Source organism: Deltaproteobacteria bacterium (assembly GCA_018668695.1).
Taxonomy (GTDB): domain Bacteria; phylum Myxococcota; class XYA12-FULL-58-9; order XYA12-FULL-58-9; family JABJBS01; genus JABJBS01.
Map to the genome: position 1 here is coordinate 16,638 of JABJBS010000409.1, position 20,485 is coordinate 37,122.

At 50.5% G+C, this 20,485-nt stretch carries 15 protein-coding genes and 1 tRNA gene; 10 read left to right on the forward strand and 6 right to left on the reverse strand.

Going from position 1 to position 20,485, the window contains the following annotated elements; all coding sequences use genetic code 11:
• Positions 1-50: 50 nt before the first annotated feature.
• Entirely contained in the window at positions 51-1,313 is a 1,263-nt protein-coding gene (gene icd, locus HOK28_24335; protein ID MBT6436240.1) for an isocitrate dehydrogenase (NADP(+)), read from the reverse strand.
• A 180-nt stretch (positions 1,314-1,493) separates the two neighbouring features.
• Here icd and HOK28_24340 point away from each other — a divergent pair, with 180 nt between their 5' ends.
• Positions 1,494-2,294, forward strand: coding sequence for an enoyl-ACP reductase (locus HOK28_24340; protein ID MBT6436241.1), 801 nt, complete (start codon positions 1,494-1,496; stop codon positions 2,292-2,294).
• Here HOK28_24340 and sfsA read toward each other — a convergent pair.
• Positions 2,291-2,998, reverse strand: coding sequence for a DNA/RNA nuclease SfsA (sfsA, locus tag HOK28_24345; protein MBT6436242.1), 708 nt, complete (start codon positions 2,996-2,998; stop codon positions 2,291-2,293). The genes HOK28_24340 and sfsA overlap by 4 nt on opposite strands.
• Positions 2,999-3,151: 153 nt before the next feature.
• Here sfsA and HOK28_24350 point away from each other — a divergent pair, with 153 nt between their 5' ends.
• The 3 genes from HOK28_24350 to HOK28_24360 all read left to right on the forward strand — a co-directional run bounded on the left by HOK28_24350 (position 3,152) and on the right by HOK28_24360 (position 6,292).
• The gene (locus HOK28_24350) at positions 3,152-5,482 is read left to right on the forward strand and encodes an SUMF1/EgtB/PvdO family nonheme iron enzyme (GenBank protein ID MBT6436243.1); all 2,331 of its coding nucleotides are present in this window, start codon (positions 3,152-3,154) and stop codon (positions 5,480-5,482) included.
• A gap of 45 nt (positions 5,483-5,527) precedes the next feature.
• Positions 5,528-5,818 carry a hypothetical protein gene (locus tag HOK28_24355; protein MBT6436244.1) on the forward strand — a complete coding sequence of 97 codons (291 nt, stop codon included), beginning with the start codon at positions 5,528-5,530 and terminating at the stop codon, positions 5,816-5,818.
• Positions 5,819-5,983: 165 nt separating this feature from the next.
• Positions 5,984-6,292 (forward strand): PilZ domain-containing protein, encoded by a 309-nt coding sequence (locus tag HOK28_24360; protein MBT6436245.1) that lies wholly within the window; start codon positions 5,984-5,986, stop codon positions 6,290-6,292.
• 12 nt (positions 6,293-6,304) lie between these two features.
• On the opposite strand, the gene HOK28_24365 is transcribed toward HOK28_24360, so the two are convergent.
• Together HOK28_24365 and HOK28_24370 are read right to left on the reverse strand one after the other, a co-directional pair.
• The gene (locus HOK28_24365; GenBank protein MBT6436246.1) at positions 6,305-7,141 is read right to left on the reverse strand and encodes a hypothetical protein; all 837 of its coding nucleotides are present in this window, start codon (positions 7,139-7,141) and stop codon (positions 6,305-6,307) included.
• Between the two features lie 113 nt (positions 7,142-7,254).
• Positions 7,255-12,171 (reverse strand): sigma 54-interacting transcriptional regulator, encoded by a 4,917-nt coding sequence (locus HOK28_24370; protein MBT6436247.1) that lies wholly within the window; start codon positions 12,169-12,171, stop codon positions 7,255-7,257.
• Positions 12,172-12,336: 165 nt separating this feature from the next.
• On the opposite strand from HOK28_24370, the gene HOK28_24375 reads away from it, so the two are divergent.
• The 3 genes from HOK28_24375 (at position 12,337) to HOK28_24385 (ending at position 14,892) form a co-directional block, all read left to right on the forward strand.
• Positions 12,337-12,413, forward strand: a tRNA-Met gene (locus tag HOK28_24375).
• 227 nt (positions 12,414-12,640) lie between these two features.
• Positions 12,641-13,687, forward strand: a complete 1,047-nt coding sequence (locus tag HOK28_24380; protein MBT6436248.1) for a hypothetical protein — start codon at positions 12,641-12,643, stop codon at positions 13,685-13,687.
• Entirely contained in the window at positions 13,684-14,892 is a 1,209-nt protein-coding gene (locus HOK28_24385; GenBank protein ID MBT6436249.1) for a tetratricopeptide repeat protein, read from the forward strand. The genes HOK28_24380 and HOK28_24385 overlap by 4 nt, the downstream gene beginning before the upstream one ends.
• 21 nt (positions 14,893-14,913) lie before the next feature.
• Here HOK28_24385 and HOK28_24390 read toward each other — a convergent pair whose 3' ends face one another.
• Positions 14,914-15,984 (reverse strand): aldo/keto reductase, encoded by a 1,071-nt coding sequence (locus HOK28_24390; GenBank protein ID MBT6436250.1) that lies wholly within the window; start codon positions 15,982-15,984, stop codon positions 14,914-14,916.
• Between the two features lie 105 nt (positions 15,985-16,089).
• Positions 16,090-16,413 (reverse strand): hypothetical protein, encoded by a 324-nt coding sequence (locus HOK28_24395; protein ID MBT6436251.1) that lies wholly within the window; start codon positions 16,411-16,413, stop codon positions 16,090-16,092.
• A 174-nt stretch (positions 16,414-16,587) separates the two neighbouring features.
• On the opposite strand from HOK28_24395, the gene HOK28_24400 reads away from it, so the two are divergent.
• The 3 genes from HOK28_24400 to HOK28_24410 all read left to right on the forward strand — a co-directional run.
• Positions 16,588-17,490: a hypothetical protein gene (locus HOK28_24400; GenBank protein ID MBT6436252.1), complete on the forward strand. Its 903-nt coding sequence runs from the start codon at positions 16,588-16,590 to the stop codon at positions 17,488-17,490.
• 210 nt (positions 17,491-17,700) lie between these two features.
• Positions 17,701-18,348, forward strand: a complete 648-nt coding sequence (locus HOK28_24405; protein ID MBT6436253.1) for a hypothetical protein — start codon at positions 17,701-17,703, stop codon at positions 18,346-18,348.
• 135 nt (positions 18,349-18,483) lie between these two features.
• Positions 18,484-20,485: CHASE2 domain-containing protein (locus HOK28_24410; GenBank protein MBT6436254.1), on the forward strand; the 2,002-nt coding region annotated here is incomplete at its 3' end.

Here is a 20,485-nt window from a genome sequence, read left to right on the forward strand (position 1 = left end):
AAAATTAATGGAATAGGGCAGCACGGTTCATCGTGCTGCCCTAACCCAGATTACATATTGTCTACGATGGCCTTACCGAAGTCGCTGCATGAAAGAAGCTTAGCTCCGTCCATTTGGCGCTCGAGGTCATAGGTCACTGTCTTATTGTCGATAGCACCTTCGATGCCTTTTTCGATGAGGTCTGCAACATCTCCCCAGCCCATATGTCGGAACATAAGAGCGCCAGAAAGAATCACGCTGGATGGGTTTACTTTATCCTGACCTGCATACTTCGGCGCTGTACCGTGAGTTGCTTCAAAGACAGCGGCTTCGTCACCAATGTTGGCGCCAGGAGCAAGACCAAGTCCGCCTACCTGTGCGGCACATGCATCTGAAAGGTAATCACCGTTCAGGTTCATTGTTGCCATAACCGAGTACTCATCAGGGCGAAGAAGAAGCTGCTGAAACATTGCGTCAGCGATGCGGTCCTTAACCAGAACTTTTCCTTCTGGAACCTTACCGTCGTGCTTGCTCCACACATCGTCTTCAGTGATTGCCGCATCCATGTAGGACTCTTCAACGAGCTCATAGCCCCAGTCTCTAAATGCGCCTTCAGTAAACTTCATGATGTTGCCTTTGTGAACGAGCGTCACGGAAGGCAAGTTGTTGTCGATCGCATATTTTACGGCACGGTTAATCAAGCGCTTAGAGCCTGTGATACTTACAGGCTTCACACCCAGACCACTGTCTTCACGAATTTTCTTGCCGAGGTCCTTAACTGGACCATCGTTGAGATACTTGATCATTGCTGCGGCTTCTTCTGTGCCTTGTTTCCACTCAATGCCCGAGTAGACGTCTTCAGTGTTTTCACGGAAGATAACAACGTCGAGTTTCTCTGGGTGCTTCACTGGAGAAGGTACGCCATTGAAATATCGAACGGGTCGTACGCATGCGTAGAGGTCAAGCAGTTGCCGAATCGCAACGTTCAAAGAACGAATGCCGCCGCCAACAGGTGTGGTCAGTGGCCCTTTGATTGCAACAACGTGCTCGCGGATAGCTTGAAGACTATCTTCCGGAAGCCACTGGTTGTCGCCGTATTCTGAAACAGCTTTTTCACCCGCGAAAATTTCAAACCATTCGATTTTACGTTCGCTGCCGTATGCTTTTTCAACAGCTGCATCAAAGACAGGTTGAGAGGCTGCCCAAATATCTGGACCAATGCCGTCCCCTTCGATGAATGGGATAATCGGATTGTTGGGTACATTTAGACTGCCATCTTCATTGATGGTAATTTTGTCGCCTGTGGTTGGTGCTGTAAGTTTTTCGTATGCCATAATTAAAAGATTCCCTTACCCTTAAGTATACTTCTTGAGGGCCGCTACTTACTCCTCTAGAGAAGGTGTCGCAAGCGCGAGGGGGCCGAGTCTGACGCGTTCTGAGCGGTAATTGGCGGTGTTTTCGTGCTCATCCCGTAATTGGCGCGATATTGTAGCTTTCGATAAGGATCGTACATCATGAAACTCTTAGAAAATCGGCGTGGTTTAATAGTTGGAGTAGCCAATGAGCGCAGTATCGCGCACGGCATAGCGCGTGCGTGCGCGGCTCAAGGGGCCAGCCTGGCTTTAACCTACCAAAATGAACGTTTGGCCAAGCGCGTCAATCCCATTGCTGAAGAGCTTGGGGCCGAGTGGGTGATGCCGTGTGATCTGACGCAACCTGAGTCGCTCGCGAAAGTAAGAGAGCAGATTGAGAAAAAGTGGGGGACTCTAGATTTCGTCGTCCATGCCGTTGCCTTTGCCGAAAAACAGGATTTGGAAGGCCGGTTTGTGGATACGAGCTCAGAAGGCTTTAGGACTGCGATGGATGCATCTGTCTACACTTTGGTAGCTTTGGCGAGAGAAATGGAAGGTTTGTTGGCGAAAAGTGATCATGGAGGCTCAATAGTTACGTTGACGTATTACGGTAGCCAGAAGGTGATTCCAAATTACAATGTGATGGGAGTGGCCAAGGCCGCGCTTGAGGCAAGTGTGAGATATCTGGCTGCTGACCTCGGACCTCAAGGTATTCGCATCAACGCCATCAGCGCCGGACCGATCAAAACTCTCTCAGCTGCAGGTATTAAGGGAATGAGAGGGATATTAGATCAAGTGGCAGATGTGACGCCGCTGGGTCGTAATGTCGATATTGACGATGTGGGAGGCGCCGCAGTCTTTGCCCTAAGTGATTTGGGACGCGGTATGACTGGAGATACGATCTTTGTAGATGCGGGCTACCACGCTTTGGGGAGCTTTGCCGGTTCTGAAGGAAAAGCTTAAAGCTCTACGGGAATACTTTCGATGGGATGAACGCTGCCGTCTAGTTTGTATTGGCATCGGTAAGCAAGAAGCTCAACCTTGTCAGCCACCTCTCTGAGCGCTGCCCCATATTTCGGATCGACCTCGTCGGCTGGGCGAAACTGTTTACAGTCACTGCGCCCGATAAAAAATAGCATGACCGCTCGGGACCCTTGTTCAGCCGCGTGAGCGAGTTCGTAGAGGTGCTTTTTACCCCGTTCAGTGACGGCATCTGGAAAAGCGGCGTAGTTACCCACGCGCATCGTAGCATTCTTAACTTCGACGTAGCAGTCGGGCTCACCGGGCTTTCCACTTAAATAGACGTCGATCCTGGATTTTTTTTCTCGGCCATATTTTACCTCGCGTTTGATCTCGGGGTAGCCGCTTAGCTCGGGGATCTTTTCTAGGGCTATCCAGTTGGCGATGGCCGCATTGGGGGTACCGGTATTGACGCCAACCCAGGTTCTTCCCATCTTAATCTGTTCCCAGGTATAGCGTAATTTTCGCTTCGGATTCTCGGAATCACTAATGATAACAGGACTTCCCGGCTCCGCGCAGGAAGTCATAGCTCCCGAGTTTGCACAGTGGACAGTGATGATCTCACCGGACTCCAGCTCGATATCAGCAAGAAATCTCTTGTACCGTTTGACCAGGGTTCCGCGTGTAAGAGTGCGGTTAAGTTTCATGTTTCCGTCCTTCGGTGGCTTGAACCGGTCGTAGTGCAGGGGGCCCTGAGTTTCAAGCCCTTGAAATCACCAGCGTTAGTTGGTTGCCTCTGGATATCCGGCTATGCTATTTCCGGGTTTTTCCCGACACTCTTGAGCGGGTTGGAGGCTTGCGTGCTCTGCTACAGGTGCGGTGCATATACAGAAGATGGTGCCAAGAAGTGTGGTGAATGCGGAGCTCCGTTTTCTGCCGAGCGGCGCCGGACCGCCCGCAAAGCTTTACACGAAAATGGTGACGGTCTTCACGGTAGCTTCCCTTTTGAAGTCGGTTATAAAATTGCCGGTCGATACCGGGTCAAATCTTTTCGCGACTCCGGAGCTGCGGGCTGGATGGTTCGGGCTCGTGACGAGAACACTGAACAAGATGTTGCCGTAAAAGTTATCGATTCGAAACTGATCCAAAGCGAACGCGAAATCAATAATTTCCTCGCGGTTTGCCGCAAAGCTCGCAAAGTTGATCACATCAATGTGGCCCGCCTCTATGAAGAAGGCCGTGAGGGCAATGTTGTCTATTATGTGATGCAGTACCTCGAAGGCCTAACCTTGCGCCGAATTATCGATTTGAGAATCGAGAAGAAGCAAGTTTTTCAGCATAACGAAGTGTTGCCTCTATTCAATCAGTTGGCAGATGGGCTCAGTAGCCTTGGGCGCTTTAAATTTCATGGAAGTATATACCCGGGTAGTATTACTGTTCTCCCCGATGTTCTGAAAATAACCGGTGTTGCGCATTATCAGGCCATCCCTCGGCGTCCACTTATTGTTAAGCACGACGGCAACGAATCGAACCATTACCTCGCTCCTGAATCTCGGAATGATACAGGCAAGCCTGGGCCTCGTTCCGATGTCTATTCTCTTGCCGTAATCTTCGCTGAGATGATGTCTGGCGTGGTTTATGGCCGTGATAGTGCAGCTCGCTGGGATGGTGCCCGTGAGGTACTCGGCGAGAATATGTTTCAGGTTCTCTCCAAGGCGCTTTCTATAAATCCGGAAGGTCGTTTCGAATCAGCATCATCGTTTGTGGATGCACTTTTTAATGAAGTAGATGATAGCGATTTTCCTGTTGTTGAAATCGAAGAGGATGATGGCTTGGAAGCCACACCGGTTGTCATTGCGGAAGAGATGCTCGCAGCAAATCTACTACCAGACGATGATGATGATGCCGAATCCGTAGAGTTGAACTCAGGCGTTTTTGAGATCGATGAAGTAGAAGCTCTACTGGAAATTGAGGCAGATGATACGGCATCGGATAACGTTGATATCGAAGAGATTACCGGCGTTGATTTAGTCATTGGCGATGATTCGCAGGTGGAACAAATCGCTGAACTTGGCGAATTGAAAATCAAAGACCTACCTCCAACCAAAGCCATGCATGTTGCTAAGCAGCCATCGGCGAATGGTCGATGGATTGGTCTTGGAATCATTTTACTTGGTGTGGTGGTTTCAGCGGCGATTTTAATCAATTCTGGCAGTGATGTGGCGACCCCGGTTCCGGCTGAGAAAGTCACTGTGATTCCCGTTCCGGAACCACCTGTTTTGATTCCTGCGGTCGAGGGTGAAGTAGCAGATATGGCTCCAGGTGATGATGCTGCTCAAAAGCAAGATCAAGCCGGTGATGCCAAACCGGTCATTCCAAAGCCGAACGAAACGATTAAAAATACAGGGTCGGTCAATGTGCAGCCGGTGAAAACGGTGGCACCAAAGGTAGCTCAACCCGTAGCAGCGCCACCGACCCCATCCTCTGAGCGTCGTTTGACGCAACCTCCACCCCCGCCGCCGCCGCCTGCAGCAGTGGCAACGAAGCGTCCTGCAGCGAAAGATGATTTCGCAATCGACGATGAGCCAGTGATTGAGCCCGAACCCCGTGAGCCGGGTTGCCGACGAGGCATGATCTTAGTTGAAGCCGGAGCGTTTACTGTGGGAAGCCGCCAAGGAGACTCCATGAGGGGTTTTGGTGATTTGAACGCACGCCGAATTAGAATGGATGCCTTCTGTATGGACATCTATGAATATCCCAACAGCCGCAACCGGGCTCCTAAAGTACGTGTAAATTGGTCTCAAGCGCGCTCATCATGCCGCGCCGTGGGTAAACGACTGTGCACGGAACAAGAATGGGAACGGGGCTGTAAGGGACCCACAGGTACCCGTTTTCCTTTCGGAAACACCTACCGTGAAGGTACATGCAACCTGAGTGAAGATGGTAACGCCTCGGTGAAACCTTCGGGACGTTTTGATGCGTGCCGCAGTGGTTTTGGGATGGCTGATCTTGCTGGCAATGTGGCAGAATGGACCCAAAGCTCATGGTCGGACGAAATTGCTGACAAGGTTGTTAAGGGAGGTTCTGCCGAACAAGATATGTATTCGGGGCGATGCAGTGCTCGCTCCAATGAATCTTCCGGCACCAAGGACGCCCTCATTGGATTTCGTTGTTGCGCAGATGCGAAATAAAACGTAGAGCGCTCATTCGAATAGGCTCAATCCAGGAGAAAAATCGTGGCAGAATGGACATTTACTTGTTGGTCATGTGGTGAATCAACAGAGATGGATGACAAAGTAACGCGAAGCGATGAGTGTCCTCACTGTCGCAATGATATGCGTGCTTGTAAAAATTGCGAGTACCATGATCCAGGGTCACACAATGAGTGCCGCGAGACTATTTCTGAATATATTCCAGACAAAGAACGCTCAAACTTTTGCGGTATGTATAAAGTTTTTCAGGGCGAGCGGGAGATGCTAGAGGATCCAAACGATGCCTTAGCAAAACTCAATGCCCTCTTTAAATAGGGTGTTTCCTTAGATTCCCACTAAGAGGTTTATTTGCTTTGTCGCAATTTGCACAGCAAGCCTCACCACTTTTCTACTCTCCGATCGGTATAAAGCGCTTGGAATTGGAAACCCTCGCAAGTTTTGTGTAGAGGGATTTTCTGTCTTTGGAAAAGGTGCGCGGGAATGGTTATAGATGAGGGCAATCGCCGGGTGGATATACGATTTTCTATGATTTTAGCGATCAGTGAAGTCGGGAAACAGCGGGCGGTCATGATGGCTTCCAATGTCAGTGCAGGAGGTCTTTATTGTCCTCACGCAAACCCACGGGTAGTGGGAGAGAAGCTCTTGTTGGAGGTGGACCTTTGCGACGGCCGTATCCCTCTGGTTGTACCGGCACGTGTTGTCCGCTCCAATGGCGGATTGGCGGTTGCGTTTCATATGCGCCAGCCGCGATTTGAAATGCTTGGACTTCGTAAATCAGGATTAAATTAACAAGCTGAGCTTTTAAGGTGCCTGTATAATGAGAGGCGTTCCGCCCCCGTTTGAGCTGCCGTGCTCTACGGTAAATATGGCGATGGTGTCGCCGGACTCTGCTTCAACCCAGGTACTAAAGCTTCCGTCAATATTCACTTGTGAAGCCATGGCCATGCTCTGACTTAAGTTGGCAAGTACGACTGTTAGCCCCGGTAGAAAAGTGCCCGTGGCGCCGCGAAGCTCCAGAGTGTTCCCTGCGGTTTCGAGGCTTAATCCAGAGTCGTCACTAAATCCCGCATCGCCACTGGAATCTGATTCCGACCATGCTTGATTGAGCGCCAGGCTACTTTCATAGGCAGCAGTGGTGGCATCTGTAAGACCCACCTGGATAGCGATATCCGCGTCGGAGTCATTCGAGCTTTGTACTCTAATGCTCTCTGGTAAAGAGGCGTCACTCTCGAGGGCAAATGACCCATCGCTTGCCGATGAAGTTTGAATCAGCTCGGTGCCTTCCGCATTGAAGAGTTGGACAAGTCCATTTGGATTCACGCTCTCTACTTCGCCGACAACGATCTGACGCTGGTTTGCGTGGAAAATGCTGTACGGCTCTCTGCCTTGATCATTGGATTCATCAGGTGCGGTATCACAGGTACCCATGTCGCCGGAGTCAGTGGTTGAGTCTGGATCGCTCGTTTCGTTGGCCTGCTCGTTTGCACCATCACCCGAAGCATTTTCGGCTCCTGCCACAGGGGCTGAGGAATCGTCACTGCTTCCTGGAAAGGGATTGGTATCAATGCCACAGCCGGCGAATGGCGAGCAGAGTACCAAAAGAACAAATAAGAGTGTGAACCGCGTTTGATGCATCATACTTAAATAACAGCATGATCTGTGCCATGCTTCTAAATCGTTCATACCTAATAAAAACGGTAGGTTAGATAATTAATTGGCAAAAAATGTCTACCACAGATGTCAGCTTGTATCTATTTGTTGACATCTATGTCGTATTTGTTGATTTTTTTGTACAATCCCGCTCGGGTTAAACCGAGATTTTTGGCGGCCGCAGCCACCTTACCGTCAACCTCCACCAGCGATTCTCGAATCACTGAACTTTCAAACTGTGCAACCTGATCTTTGAGGTTGCCACCAAAAGACATGGGCGCTTGGGCTTTGGGATTCATCTTTTTAATTTTACCCGAGAGGTCATCTGGAATGATGTCTCCTTCGGCCAGGGCACATGCGCGCTGGACTTCGTTTTCAAGCTCACGGATATTTCCGGGCCACGCATAATCAAGAAGCATCGCTCGGGCGCGTCGGGTAAACGCCGGCGGAGTTCGTCCACCGTGTTTTGCGAGAAAGTGGTCCAAGAGCAAATTTGTATCCTCTTTGCGCTTGCGAAGCGGGGCCAAATGAACCTCGACCACATTGAGCCGGTACCAGAGATCTTCGCGGAATGTTGCTTCTCGGACCATGTCTTCAAGGTTGCGGTTGGTGGCGCAGATTACCCGAGCATCGGTGGTGAGTGTTCGTGTGCCGCCGACTCTGCGAAGCTCCTTTTGCTGGAGAACGCGAAGAAGCTTCACTTGAACTTCGAGGGGCATCTCCCCAACTTCATCTAAGAAAAGTGTGCCTTTATCTGCGATTTCAAAAAGACCAGGCTTGGCCCGAACGGCTCCAGTAAAAGAGCCTTTCTCATGGCCGAAGAGTTCGCTTTCCCAGAGACCGGGGGAAATTGCGCCGCAGTTTACAGATACAAACTGACCCTTTCGGGGTGAGGCGGCGTGAATGGCTCTCGCCACCAACTCCTTACCTGTCCCAGACTCTCCAAGGATTGTCACTGGGACGTCTTTGTCGGAGACGCGATTGATGATTTTAAAAACCTGCAACATCGGGCTGCTGGTTCCAATCATACCGTGCTGCATGGGTTCGCTTGAAGTTATCTCCGTCCGATTTTTACGAACAGCGTCGAGTTCTGCAGCTTGAGCTTTAAGCTCCTGGGCAAGGCGCTGGTTGAGTTCTTCCACCTCGGCCCGTGTACTTTCAAGCTCTTCGGAGTGGTTGCGCAGGTTGCTTACAAGTTGTGCGTTGGAGAGTGCGATGGCGGCCTGATCAGCGAAGGCGCCAATCATTGAGCTGTCTACATCTGAGAAAGCATTCACGCGATGCCGGTGATCGAGATAGAGCGCCCCAACGGTATGCGGCGGTGCCTGAAGCGGAATACACAAGACGCTTTTTAGATTTAGGCTATGCACAGAGCGGTGCTCGGAAAACCGTTCGTCCCCTTGAGCATTCACGGTGTTAATGAGGTTTCCCTCTTCCATCACTTTGATGGCGATTGAATGGCTAAAGGTTTGTTCATCGCCCTCTGGGGCTTCTTGCTCCATATTGCGTGCCGCACGCATGCTCAGACCATCCGATGAGCTTGAGTCTTGGAGAATGATAAACCCTCGCTCTGCACCTGAGAGCGTGATGGCCGCATCGATGATTCGGTCGAGGAGTCGTTCAGGATCATGGTCGCGAGAAAGCGCCCGATTGATCGCTAAGATTCGGTCGACGGTTTTTGAGCTATGTCCTGGTGTAAAGTCCATGTCACCCTGAAGATATCGCCATAGGTGGAGTCTATGCCATACCTGAGCGTAAGTGATTTCGAATCGGCCGCTGATTCTTGAGAAAGCCAGTCCGGCCGCCGCCCGACCTTTTTCGTAGAGCTGAGCTGCTTTTTGCGTGTCCTGTCGGCGCGCATAGAGCTGGCAAGCTACCAGATAGAGTGGCCAAAGAATATCTGGTTCAGCTAGTTTTTCGGCGAGTAAAATAGCTTTATTCACCTCTAGGATGCCAGATTCTACTGGAGAGTCTTTGGGGAGATGTGCGAGTGCCAACCAGACACCCGCTTGAGCCGCAATTCTCTCTCGTTTGATTCCCAGTGCTTCTTGAACGGTTTGCTGGGCCAATTCACGCGCTTGTTCAAATTGATTCTGCGCGAGAAGAGCCTGAGTTTGGGCGCCGATGGCTTCGATTTTTCCGGCTTGATTACCAGCCGCTTCAAATTTTTCGATGGCCAAATCCAGAGCTTCTCCCGTGATTTGAGGGTTGCCTCTCGCAACTTCAACCTCTGCTCCCAGCACTAAAAGATAAGCCCACTCGGTGTGCATGCTTTGTTCTTGTGCAAGCTTTGTCGCCTTGGAAATAAGCTGGTGGGCCTGCTCTATTTCACCGAGGAAAAAAAGAAGGTTACCTCGGGTCACGCCGATGCGAACTTGTTCCTTGGTGCCATCGATGGCGAAGGCAATTTCGGCCGCTTCTCGGTAGAGTTTAACGGCATGTTCGAAGTGACCGGTCTCGTGTTTAAACACTGCTAGATTCGTGAGACGAACGACTTGTCGAGGAAGGTGGTGGTCTTTCCGGGCGGCTTGAAGACTTTGTTCATAGAGGGTTAGGGCGCCGCTGGGATCACCTGATTTGTGCAGGAGCATGGCCAAGGTTGCGCGGATAAGATCCAGATTCTCAGGATCCTGGAGCCCATGTGCACTCTGGTAAGCCGACTCGATGTCTTTGCGAGCGTCGTCCATTTGCCCGCGGTAGTAGGCGATGAGGCCGCGGGTAGCCATGAGTCTTGGAGCCAGTGGGTGAGGCTGACCACGGCTGATGGCTGTTTGAATAACCGCGCCGCTTTCCTCAAGTTTGGCACCGAGTAGCAGTGAGCGAGCTGTAATCACTTCGGCTAAATCACGCTGCGGAATCTCTTGAGCTAGAAGTGGTTCGGCGGCAGTGACCGCCTCTTCATATTTCCCAGCGAGTAGATGTGCACTGGCAAGCTCTAAAAGTGCCGTCGGATGAGAGCCCGACTCTTGAAAGACGACAATGGCATCTTGATGCTGCCCCCGTGCTACGAGAATTTTACCGAGTGCCATGCATGCCGTGAACCTGCGGGAGTCTTCTGGAGGAAGTACCTCCAATACATTTTCATAGAGGTATGCGGCTCGGTTAATGTTTAGGTTTTCTTGTGCGGCTATAGCGCCCGCGAGCAGGGAGTTGGCGGCAAGATCTTGGTCACCAACTTGGACCAGAAGAAGGCCCAGTTCTGCCTCAACCGGGAATCTTTCCAGTTGAGCTTTAAGTTGCTCAATGACGTAACTTTTATCATTTGTATCAGCAAGCCCAGCCAGATGATGGCGCAAGCCTTCACCGGCGATGCTCACAGCTGGTCCTTGAGAACTTCTCTGGCGGCTAAGTACTTTAGCTTGCAGGAGCGTTTCGATGTCGCGATTGGAGACTGCTCTAGATTCTTGAACCCACCAGGCTTGAGGTGATGGTTGCGGTGCCAGCGAGATTCGAAGAGCCAATTGCCGGGCGGCGGGTTCGAGGATGGCAATGCGTTCACTGAGCTGTTCTGAAGGTGGCAGCACGAGATCTGTGCGCGAGGATGCTTTGAGTAATTCGCGCCCGGGTAGTTTTTTAAGAATCCGCTCGATCTGTGTCGGTTGCCCTGCCGTCGCCTCGAAGACAGCCTGAGCGACTTTTACATCGTCTGGTCGCAGGGGGCGCCGAGCAGCGATCATGGCCGCCACATTTTGCTGATTGAGGTTTGGAATACTCAGTGATGCTTGTGGAGCGGCTTTGGCATCCGTTTGCCGGTTTTGAGGCGCCGTGGTTTGAATCCAGACGAGACCTTTTGGAAAGCCCCGACGGCTTAGAAAGCTTGCGAATTCGAAGAGTGGTGATTCTGCCGGTACATCATCAAAAAGCAGCGCCGTAGGGCGTTGTTTACTGATTTTCTCGAGGCCTAGAGCAAGTTCAGAAAACCGTTGCCATTTTACCGTGGTTGCATCATCGATTGGCTTCTTGGTTTTTTGGGGTTCACCATGAGAGCAGAGCCTCCAGAGTTCACCGAGATTACCGCGGCCCGCGGGACGAACGCCGCCAGGTACATCAAAGCCATTTAGAAAAGCTGTTCCTGCAGCCCACTGAGCTAAACTGGTTTTACCGCCGCCGCTTTCGCCCTCCAGCGTCAGCCCGGCTCCCTCTTTAGTCCCTGATTGAAGGGCTTCTTGGATTGCATTTTTGATTTGGGCTTGTCCCACCGGGGCACCACATATGCCTGTGTCTTGAAGAGCTTCGAGTGCGTCCTGACTTTGTTCAGCTGCGTGGAGCATTAAGAGCTCAAACACTTGGGCGGCCTTGGGCCGTTTGCTGGGCTCTGGGTGACTCATGGCTTTGAGTTCATTTGTAAAACGGCTGCTTGAAATCGAGTGACCAAGTCCAGAGGGAAGGGGCTCACCGAGGCTAAGAGTCAACGTGGCGGCCAAGCTGTAGATGTCGGATGCCAAAGAAGCTTGGCCGTTGAGGGCTTCAGGCGCCATAAACCGAGGCGTCCCTCCCTGATTGCCTTGGTGATTGGTACGCGTGGCCAATCCAAAGTCGATAAGCACAGCGTGCGGGCCAAGGGGAGTTTCCCGTACGAGAATGTTGTCGGGTTTAATGTCGCCGTGGCGGATATTGTAGGTGCTAAGAGCGGCCAACGCGGCTGCAATTTGCGCTCCGACTACCGCGATTTGGGAGGGCAGAGCTTGAGTGGCCCATGTGGTTAAGGGGCTACCCTCGGCGAGAGATTCGACCAAACAAAGTCTTTCCGCGAGGCTTTGATTGGCCCGATCAATATTAAAAACCTCAAAAACTTCAACGATATGCGGATGTCGTAATCCACAGAGTAGGCCAAACTCTCTGCGAAGATGCATGGCCGACACGGGGCTTGAGACTCGCTGAATTTTGAGAACGACGTCCTCACCGGGCCTCCATGTATCGGTCGCGCGATAAGCTTGCGCACTCTCGCCTTCGCCCAAAAGGGCATGAGGGCGGTAGCGGCCACCGAGTAAATCAGGAAGAGAGGTAAGATCTGCCATAGACTCACAAAGTTTCTCGATACTTAGTAAATGTCCAGTGTTGAGACTCTTAAAGCGAAATTGGTGCGTTCATTGATAAATATGGGCTTTGATCGCGTGAAAATTGTTTCACTTCTTGGGTTTACTTGACACTTCCGCCCCCGAGTCTGTAAGAAGGCCGCCGATGCTGATGTAGCTCAGATGGCTAGAGCATACGGCTCATAACCGTAGTGTCCGGGGTTCGATTCCCTGCATCAGCACCATCCTTTCTCTTTTGATTCCCAAACAAACTCATACAGATTCAAGCTCATTTCGACGAAGCGCCGCTCGATGGCATTATTGTGCGTCTTTGAACTCGTAAAATAAGTGGTTTCAGTAGAAATGGTAATGGCTATTCACCAGCTTCTTGGAGTAAGGCTTACCGAACATTGGGCCTCATGGGCTCAGTGTAGCTTCTAAAGTAGGGGCTTTTTAGGAGGGGGAAGCAAAGATGTTTCAACGTTTTGTACTCTTGTTTTTAACTGTTGGTTTGTTGAGTTCCAATGCTCAGGCAAAAAACTGGGACACCTTTGAGGTCTGGCAAGATTATCTTTCGCGTCACCGAACGGAATGTTTTCCTCCTTTTGCAAAGCTACGAAAAAAGCCGAAACTTAAAATAGGTAAAAGCGTTTACCGTTTAGAGGGCACGAAGCTTGTTGAAGTTAAGCCACGCCGCAGAGCGCAAACGCGTGTCGGTGTGATTTCAGCTCCCAAAGATGGAACACGTTTAACTCTAAGCAATATCGAAAACTTCGTCGCCGCGTTTAAAGCAAAGAAAGTGCACTGGATAGTCGCCAATGGCGACCTGGCTTACGATTCGAAAGGTTTGCCCGCTGTATTGGAGATTCTAGGTAAGAGTGGGGTGCCGGTATTTGTAAGCATTGGCAATGGAGAATCTGTAGCGCCTTTCAATGACCACGTGTTGGCGGCGATGGAAAAATATTCGAACCTTTTCAATGCTAATTTCATTCGGCTTGTGGAAGGTGCGGGGGTGACCATGCTGACGATGCCAGGGTATTACGACCCTGCCTATATTCATCCAGAAGATGGCTGCAAGTATACGCGTAAAAACCTTCAAAAGCTTTCACTCTTAGCAAGGGCAAGTAAAAGCAAGAAACTGCTCTTGGTGTCGCACGGGCCTCCTAAGGGGCAAGGCAAGAATAGTTTAGATGTGATTCACGATGGCACGAATGTTGGTGATGGAATGCTCAACACCATGATGGCCAAAGACAAAATCTCTTTTGGCATATTCGGTCATATCTTGGAGTCGGGCGGACGCGGTGTGAATGCACAGAATGAGGCTGTGAAGCCAGGCGTGAAGAGTCCTAGCTTGATGGTCAATGTGGGCTCTGCCAGCGCGATTCCTTGGAAAATGCTCGATGGTAGCTCAGCTGAAGGTATGGCTATGGTCGTGACGGTTGGACGAGCGGGCGCAAGCTATGAAGTCTTAACTGCCGCTAAGGCAGTTGCTGTGAAGCGTAAGGCAGGTGTCAAATGAAGAATTTAGTATTGGTGAGATTTACGGGAACACTGTTTTGCTTGTCGCTCTTGGTGGCTTGTGTGCCAAGGACAGCTCCAGCACCCCAATTGGCTTCGGCCTCCGCAACGGCAGATGAGACTCCGAAGAAACTCGAACTTGGCGCAACGGTAATCGGTATTGCGCCAGACTCATGCACTGGAAAAGGAACTTACACTGCAGCCGAGCTTGCTGAAGTTGGAACCGAGGCCTTTACCGCGCGCGATTGGCAAAAAGCTTCTTTCTGTTATCAGCTTTTTACCAAGTCCTACGAGAAGCATGCCGACTTCAGTATCGCGGTTTATAATCTGGGCTTGGTGCAGATGCAGTTGAAAGAGTTTGAAAAAGCTCAAAAGAACTTTCAAAAGCTTCTTAGAGATTTCCCGGGCCATAAGTTCACAGCCGATGCTCGCCTGTTTTTAGGGAAAGCTTTTCTAGAGCAAGGCAATCATAAGATGGCGATGCAGATATTGCGCAACATCGCTTATACGCCAGACATTGATTGGTACGACAAAGTTGAAGCCTTCACGCAGATGGGGCGAAGTGAGCTGGCACAAAAAGACTTTACGTTAGCTGAGGAATATTTTTGGCAAGCTTACCATGCTTATCGTAAAGGTGACCGTGAAGAGGGCTATGCCGATCCCTATGGTCTGGCTCAGATTCATTACAACCGAACATTGATTAAAGAAATCTTGATGCAAGATGCGGTGATTGAATCGCCTAAAGATGAAAGCGAAGAAGAGAAGCAGCGGGTGTTCGATAGTCTGGAAAGAAAAGCGAAGTGGTTATTGGACGCACAGAAGGGCTACTTGCAAGTTATTCGGACGGGTCACGCGTATTGGGCTACGGCCGCGGGCTACAAAATAGGTGCCCTCTATGAGCGGCTCTACGAAGAGATTGTAAAGGTCCCGTCGCCTCCTGGGATTACAGAGCAAGAAAAAGTCATCTACCAGGATGAGTTGATCAAGAAGGTCTCCGTTTTACTGCGCAAGTCGTTAACGGCCTTTCGTAAGGTCTGTAAGGTTGCCAAGCGTATCGAAGTTAAAAATGAGTGGGTTGTGAAAAGCCAAGCCAGCATGGAGCGGCTACTCGAGGTTCTCACAAAGACCGGCCATTTGAAGCCGCCGAAAGAAACGAAGCCCAAAGGGGAGCCGGTAAAGGCCGAAGAGGTAAAGCCAGCCAGTTAAACGCCCTGGTTTTAAGAGCACCTAAATGGTGTTGAGACCGCGCATTCCTTGGCCGCCGTATCCCATATAAGCCGGTGGCTTGGTTTGCAGGATGTCCTCGATGGCGCTCATATGGTCATCGGTCAATTTTTCCAGCACCGCAAGACACCCCAGGTTTTCCTCAAGTTGTTCCGGCTTGGTGGCACCAAGTAAAACTGTGGATACGTTTTTGTTTTTAATACACCAGGCGAGAGCCAGCTGGGTCATACTGCAGCTAAGCTTGTTCGATGCATAATCCGTAAGCTTTCGTATTTTCTCAATTGTACCTTTTTCTTTATGAGAATCGAGCATACCGACTAAGAACTCATACCCCTTTTGCGTGAGCCGCGAACCTTCTGGGATTCCGTCATTGTATTTCCCCGTGAGAATGCCTGAAGCAAGTGGGCTCCATATGGTTGTCCCAATTTGATACGGCGAGGCATAGAGTGGGTGGTATTCACTCTCTACCCGTGCTCGGCTGAGCATATTGTATTGAGGCTGCTCAAATTGTGGGGGCTCTAAACCAAGGCTACGGGCCATCCACACAGCTTCGGTGATTTGCTGTGCTGACCATTCGCTTGTACCCCAAGCCGTTGCACGCCCACTGCGAACCATGTCAGTCATGGAGCGAACCACGGTTTCAGTTGGCGTGAGTGGATCGGGGCGATGACAGAATACAAGGTCTACATAATCAAGTTGCAACCTCTCGAGGGCAGCATCGAGACCCTCTTGGATATGCTTTCTGGATAGCCCGCGTTCATTGACGCCCGAGCCACCCCACATGATTTTCGTGGTGATAATAACTTCAGAGCGGCGCCATAGGTCGGGATCTTCGTCCCGCAACTGGCTCATCGCTTCACCCATGACTTCTTCTGCGGCCCCCATGGGGTTCCCATAGGTCTCGGCATTATCGAATAAGTTGATGCCACTCTTACGAGCGACAGACATGCATTTTTTCGCCATGGCCACGCCGTCGTCTTCAGTGAGACCATCTTTAACGCCGTAGGTTGCCCAAAATCCGAAAGAAAGAACGGACACTTGCAGCCCGGTGGTTCCAAGCATGCGGTAATACATTTCAGGGGGATTTTCTTGAGACATCTACGGCTCCTGTTTTTTACGGCCCGAAGCCGTATAGGGAAATCTTAGTTAGGTAAGGATTTCTAGGAATGAGCGTGAAAGTCATTCCGGTTCATCGCTTATTTGTTGTGGTTTAACATTTGTCTTGGGCGTGAATACTTCAATAGGCTCGTTGAAACCTTTGAGGTTTAAGAACCCGGCGCTTGTTAGTTTATCTGGGTGATGGGCTGCAAACCCTCCCGATACGACCAGCGGGGATTGAAGCGAACGGGTCAGGTTTTCGATACGAGCTGTAAGGTTAACGGCAGGTCCGATAACTGTGAAGTCGAGTCGTTCGACCGCTCCAATATTTCCGTAGAGAAGCTCTGCCGCTGAAGCTGAAAGACGCTGGAGATTGGAAAGCCAAGTGAGTGCACGGGTGTCCAAGTTAATTTTCCTTATCCATAGCGTCGGGAGGATATAGCTTGCAGGTGAAAGGGTACCAAATGATAGACTTACACTCCAGGCCGCTTGGGTGCGGGAATACTGGCCGCGTTAGCGTTTGCACTTATGTAAAAAGGCGACGGTTGGGACCAGGTTAAATGGCGGTAAGGGAACACGATGCAGCGATATATCTTCATGGGCTACTTTTTGGTTTTCATCGTTTTATCGTGGACCGTGGCCGCGTGTAGCCAAACCGATACAAACGACTCAGCACAGCATGAACAAGCTGATTCAAGCGATGTCGATGCATCTACGTCCGCAGGAACCGGTGAGACCGATCTACCGGGCGACGATGCCGAGCCTGCAGAGCCGGATGACGCAGGCGACCTAAGCGACCCTTCGGACGGCAGCGACTCAGAGCCGAGCGATGAATCCGATCCTGCTGATTGCGAACCCAGTGGAGGAGCGATCCCAGGGTTCGGTGACATTACAGGTCTCTGCGGGTTTTTGGAGCCCGAGGTTCGTCAACAACTGGAACCGATGATGGTTATCAACGGCATCGATTTCTCGGATGACCCATACGACGAAGAAGATCTACTCCTTTTGACAGAAGGCGGGCAGGAGATCATCGCAGATGGTAATGCCGGTGGCAGCTCCTTGCTCTCTGAGGTTTTCTCTTTTGAGGTGTTGGCAAGGTGTGAGCAGGCCGAGCTTTTGAAAACCGAGACGGAGATTGTTTACGATGATCCGGCGGGTAAAAAGACTGACTTATTGGTTCGGGTAGGCCAGTCAGTCCTAGGGGTAAGCGTGACCCGGGCCGTGGGTTTTCCACGAGAGGACCCTTACACTGTTGAGACGGCGCAAGCTCTTCTTGAACAAAAGCTCTCGGGTGTGAATGCGAGTACCGCCAACATGAGTGACGAAGATATTTGGTCAAAGCAGATATTACACATTGTAGCCTATGCTGATGAACACGCCGTCTCGTTGGAAACGGCTTACGACCTCTTATCTGATGAGGTGCGAAACGACACGGTGGTCATTGTGACGGTCTCGCACGGAGAAGATGGGTTTCTTTACTAAAGTTTGGACTGAGAGGCCGTCCCTCCTGCGCCGCGTTCTTGAAATGACTGCTTTAAAATATAAAAGCTAATTAAATCAGCTAATTATACACTAAAGTGGCTTGGGTAGAGCGACTCTCTTTTGGGGTTACCCAAAGCGGTGAATTCATCGGTTCTATTTGCTTTTCCAGGGGCTCTGGTCGCGGTGCCCGCGTTGGTCTAAGCTGCAGATATGAAGCTCTCTTTCACCATCATCGCAATCTCTCTCACGCTACTCATTTTGGGCTGCGGAGAAGAGCAAGGAGCAACTGAGCTATCCGAAGGTCCGGACAACGCTGAGGTGACGGATCCTGAGTCCGAGTCAGTTTTGACTTATACTGGCAGTGTCATCGTGACCAACCGGCAGCAGCTGGAAGACTTACGTGGCTATGGGGTGATTCAGGGCAATGTCTTTATCAACCCTTTGGCGATGGCAGATCTGGAGCCTCTATCCAGCCTTGAACGAATCGAAGGTACGCTGGATATTGCTTATGACCGTTTGCAGGTGCAATCCTTGAAAAGCCTCTACGGGCTACAAGCTCTGAGGGCTATTTCGGGTTATGTTCAGATTGAGAATTGTAACTTATTGGAGCACCTAGGTGGGCTTGAGGCTCTTCGTGTGGTGGGTGCTTCTTTATCAGTCTACAATAATGATGGTCTTCGCTCTGTTGATGCGCTCAGCAATATTGAGCTTGTTGGAATGAACTTAAACATTCTTAATAACCCATCCCTTCCCTGTTACGAAGCTGAGGCTTTGGTAGAAGGACTGGGCGAAAATTCCGTCGGTGGTATCGTCAGTGTGCAAAATAATGGTGATGCGGTGGGAGCCACCTGTCCGTAATCACGCCCCAGAGACCTCGCAATTGAACAAGAAAAGATTCAAGTCCATAAACGACATGTAGCATTCGTTTCTATCCGTGCTTGTGTGCTAGACTGACCTCAAATCTAGGAACCCTTAGACCAAGACTTTGAGCCAATGAACGGTAAATACGCAGCGAAAACCCACCGTAAATACCTGCTGGGCTTTGTCATTGCACCGTTGGTGATTGGATTCCTCGCATCATACGCCGATAGTCAGGGCCGATTTGAAAGGCTTAACGGAATCGCGTGGGATTACTTTAAGTCGCAAAGTTACCAGCGTGCTCCAGACCCTCGAATCCTTGTCATTGAAATAGACGACAAAACGCATAACGCTTTTGGTTGGCCTTTGGAGCGCGCCGACCTGGGCCGAGTGTTGCGAGCTGCTCGGGTTCATGGAGCACAAGTCGTTGGTTCAGATATGCTCTTTACTGAGGACAGCGAGTGGGGCGAAGACGACGATCAGGAATTCGCTGACGCCATCACCGCTGCTGAAAAAATTGTGCTGCCGTCGTCTGCAACGGAACCGTTGATAGAGGTTTTGATTCCCACGCAACCAGCTCTCAGCCACCCAGTCTTGGATATAGGTGATGATGGCGTCGTTAGACGTGTTCCCTTTGCATTGCCTGGGAAAGCGGAGGTCAACTCGCCTAAATGGATTGCTCTTGGGGTTGAGATGGTCAGCCGCTCCGGCGCAGGTGTAAGTGGACTAAATGACGACCCCAGTGGCATGGGTTATATTCAGTTTAAGAATCAGTCTGGTTGGCGAAGCGAAAGCTTCTTAGATATTCTTAGCCTGGTTCAACAAAATGACACCAAGACCCTTCAAGAGTCTTTCAAAGATTCCTTCGTTTTGATTGGGGTGACGGCGAGGGGACGCCACGACAAAATCTATGTTCCAAGCGTTGGTGAGGTAGCCACCATCTATGGCCATGCAAACGTACTCGACAACGCATTGAACGGCGATTTTTTGCTGCACTTTGCTTCGCGTTCAAAGCTCTTCCAAAAATTTATTTATGTTTGCTTCGTTTTATTGCTCTCGGCAGCTGCGCTTTATTTAAGACCTAAGTTTGCACTTGGTTTCTTTATATTTAGTTTCTCAGCATTGTGGCTTTCGGGCTATTTTCTCTTTGTTGAGTACGCGGTTCTAATTGATGTGGCAGGCCCCACTTTTGTTCTCGTTTTTACGCTCTTGTTCTCAGGGCCCAACCTGACTCGCGAACTACGTCAGGCTTTGGACGTTCAGGAGCGTTTTGCTGCTGAGTTGCAGGTGAAGGTTCAAGAGAGAACCTCGGAACTTGAAGAGCAGACCCGAGTGGCCAACTCGCTCAAAGCAGATGCTCAGCGTTACGCAACCGAACTTGAAGTTTTGGATAAGCAGAAAACTTCTTTCTTTCAGAATATGTCTCATGAACTTCGTACTCCTCTCACCTTGATTCTTAATCCGTTAGAGGAAGCTTCGGCGCGCTACTCTGGTGATGACGATTTAAGAGTTGCCATCAACAATGCACGCCGTTTGTTGCGGCTCGTGAATCAACTCCTCGATTTTCAAAAACTGGACGCAGGGCGAAAGACATTGAATTTAAGGCCCGTGAATCTTAACCAATTTCTCTATGTTTGCGGAGACTACTTCAACTCGGCTTGCTCTACGAAAGGTATTGATTTCGCGATGCGTATCGATGGAGCGATACGAGTGGTGGAGGCAGATCCAGATGCTCTGGAAAAGATAATCTTCAATTATTTGTCCAACGCTTTGAAGTACACGGAGGGAGGTGGAACGATTGAGCTTGGCTTGGAAGATGACGAATCAGGCCAGGGTGTGATTCTTTATGTTCGTGATTCAGGGGCAGGTATCAAGCAAGAGGACCAAGCAAAGCTCTTTGAGGTATTTGGTCAAATTGAGGATTCCGCGACCCGTGAGTATGAAGGCACAGGTTTGGGTTTGGCTTTAGCAAAGTCTTTGGCTGAAGAAATGGGTGCGTCGGTTGGAGTTGAAAGTACCTGGGGAGAGGGCGCAACATTCTTCGCCAATTTCGCACTGGCTGAGCAGCCCGCTTCTGAAGTTGACGATATTGAATTCTCCGAGAAGGCTTGGTTGTTGGCTGATAAAGGTGCGACGG

Bases quoted from the DNA above. Each gene is read 5' to 3' on its own strand.
- icd (MBT6436240.1), bottom strand. From the start codon at position 1,313: ATGGCATACGAAAAACTTACAGCACCAACCACAGGCGACAAAATTACC.
- HOK28_24340 (MBT6436241.1), top strand. From the start codon at position 1,494: ATGAAACTCTTAGAAAATCGGCGTGGTTTAATAGTTGGAGTAGCCAAT.
- sfsA (MBT6436242.1), bottom strand. From the start codon at position 2,998: ATGAAACTTAACCGCACTCTTACACGCGGAACCCTGGTCAAACGGTAC.
- HOK28_24360 (MBT6436245.1), top strand. From the start codon at position 5,984: ATGGTTATAGATGAGGGCAATCGCCGGGTGGATATACGATTTTCTATG.
- HOK28_24365 (MBT6436246.1), bottom strand. From the start codon at position 7,141: ATGATGCATCAAACGCGGTTCACACTCTTATTTGTTCTTTTGGTACTC.
- HOK28_24370 (MBT6436247.1), bottom strand. From the start codon at position 12,171: ATGGCAGATCTTACCTCTCTTCCTGATTTACTCGGTGGCCGCTACCGC.
- HOK28_24380 (MBT6436248.1), top strand. From the start codon at position 12,641: ATGTTTCAACGTTTTGTACTCTTGTTTTTAACTGTTGGTTTGTTGAGT.
- HOK28_24385 (MBT6436249.1), top strand. From the start codon at position 13,684: ATGAAGAATTTAGTATTGGTGAGATTTACGGGAACACTGTTTTGCTTG.
- HOK28_24390 (MBT6436250.1), bottom strand. From the start codon at position 15,984: ATGTATTACCGCATGCTTGGAACCACCGGGCTGCAAGTGTCCGTTCTT.
- HOK28_24400 (MBT6436252.1), top strand. From the start codon at position 16,588: ATGCAGCGATATATCTTCATGGGCTACTTTTTGGTTTTCATCGTTTTA.
- HOK28_24405 (MBT6436253.1), top strand. From the start codon at position 17,701: ATGAAGCTCTCTTTCACCATCATCGCAATCTCTCTCACGCTACTCATT.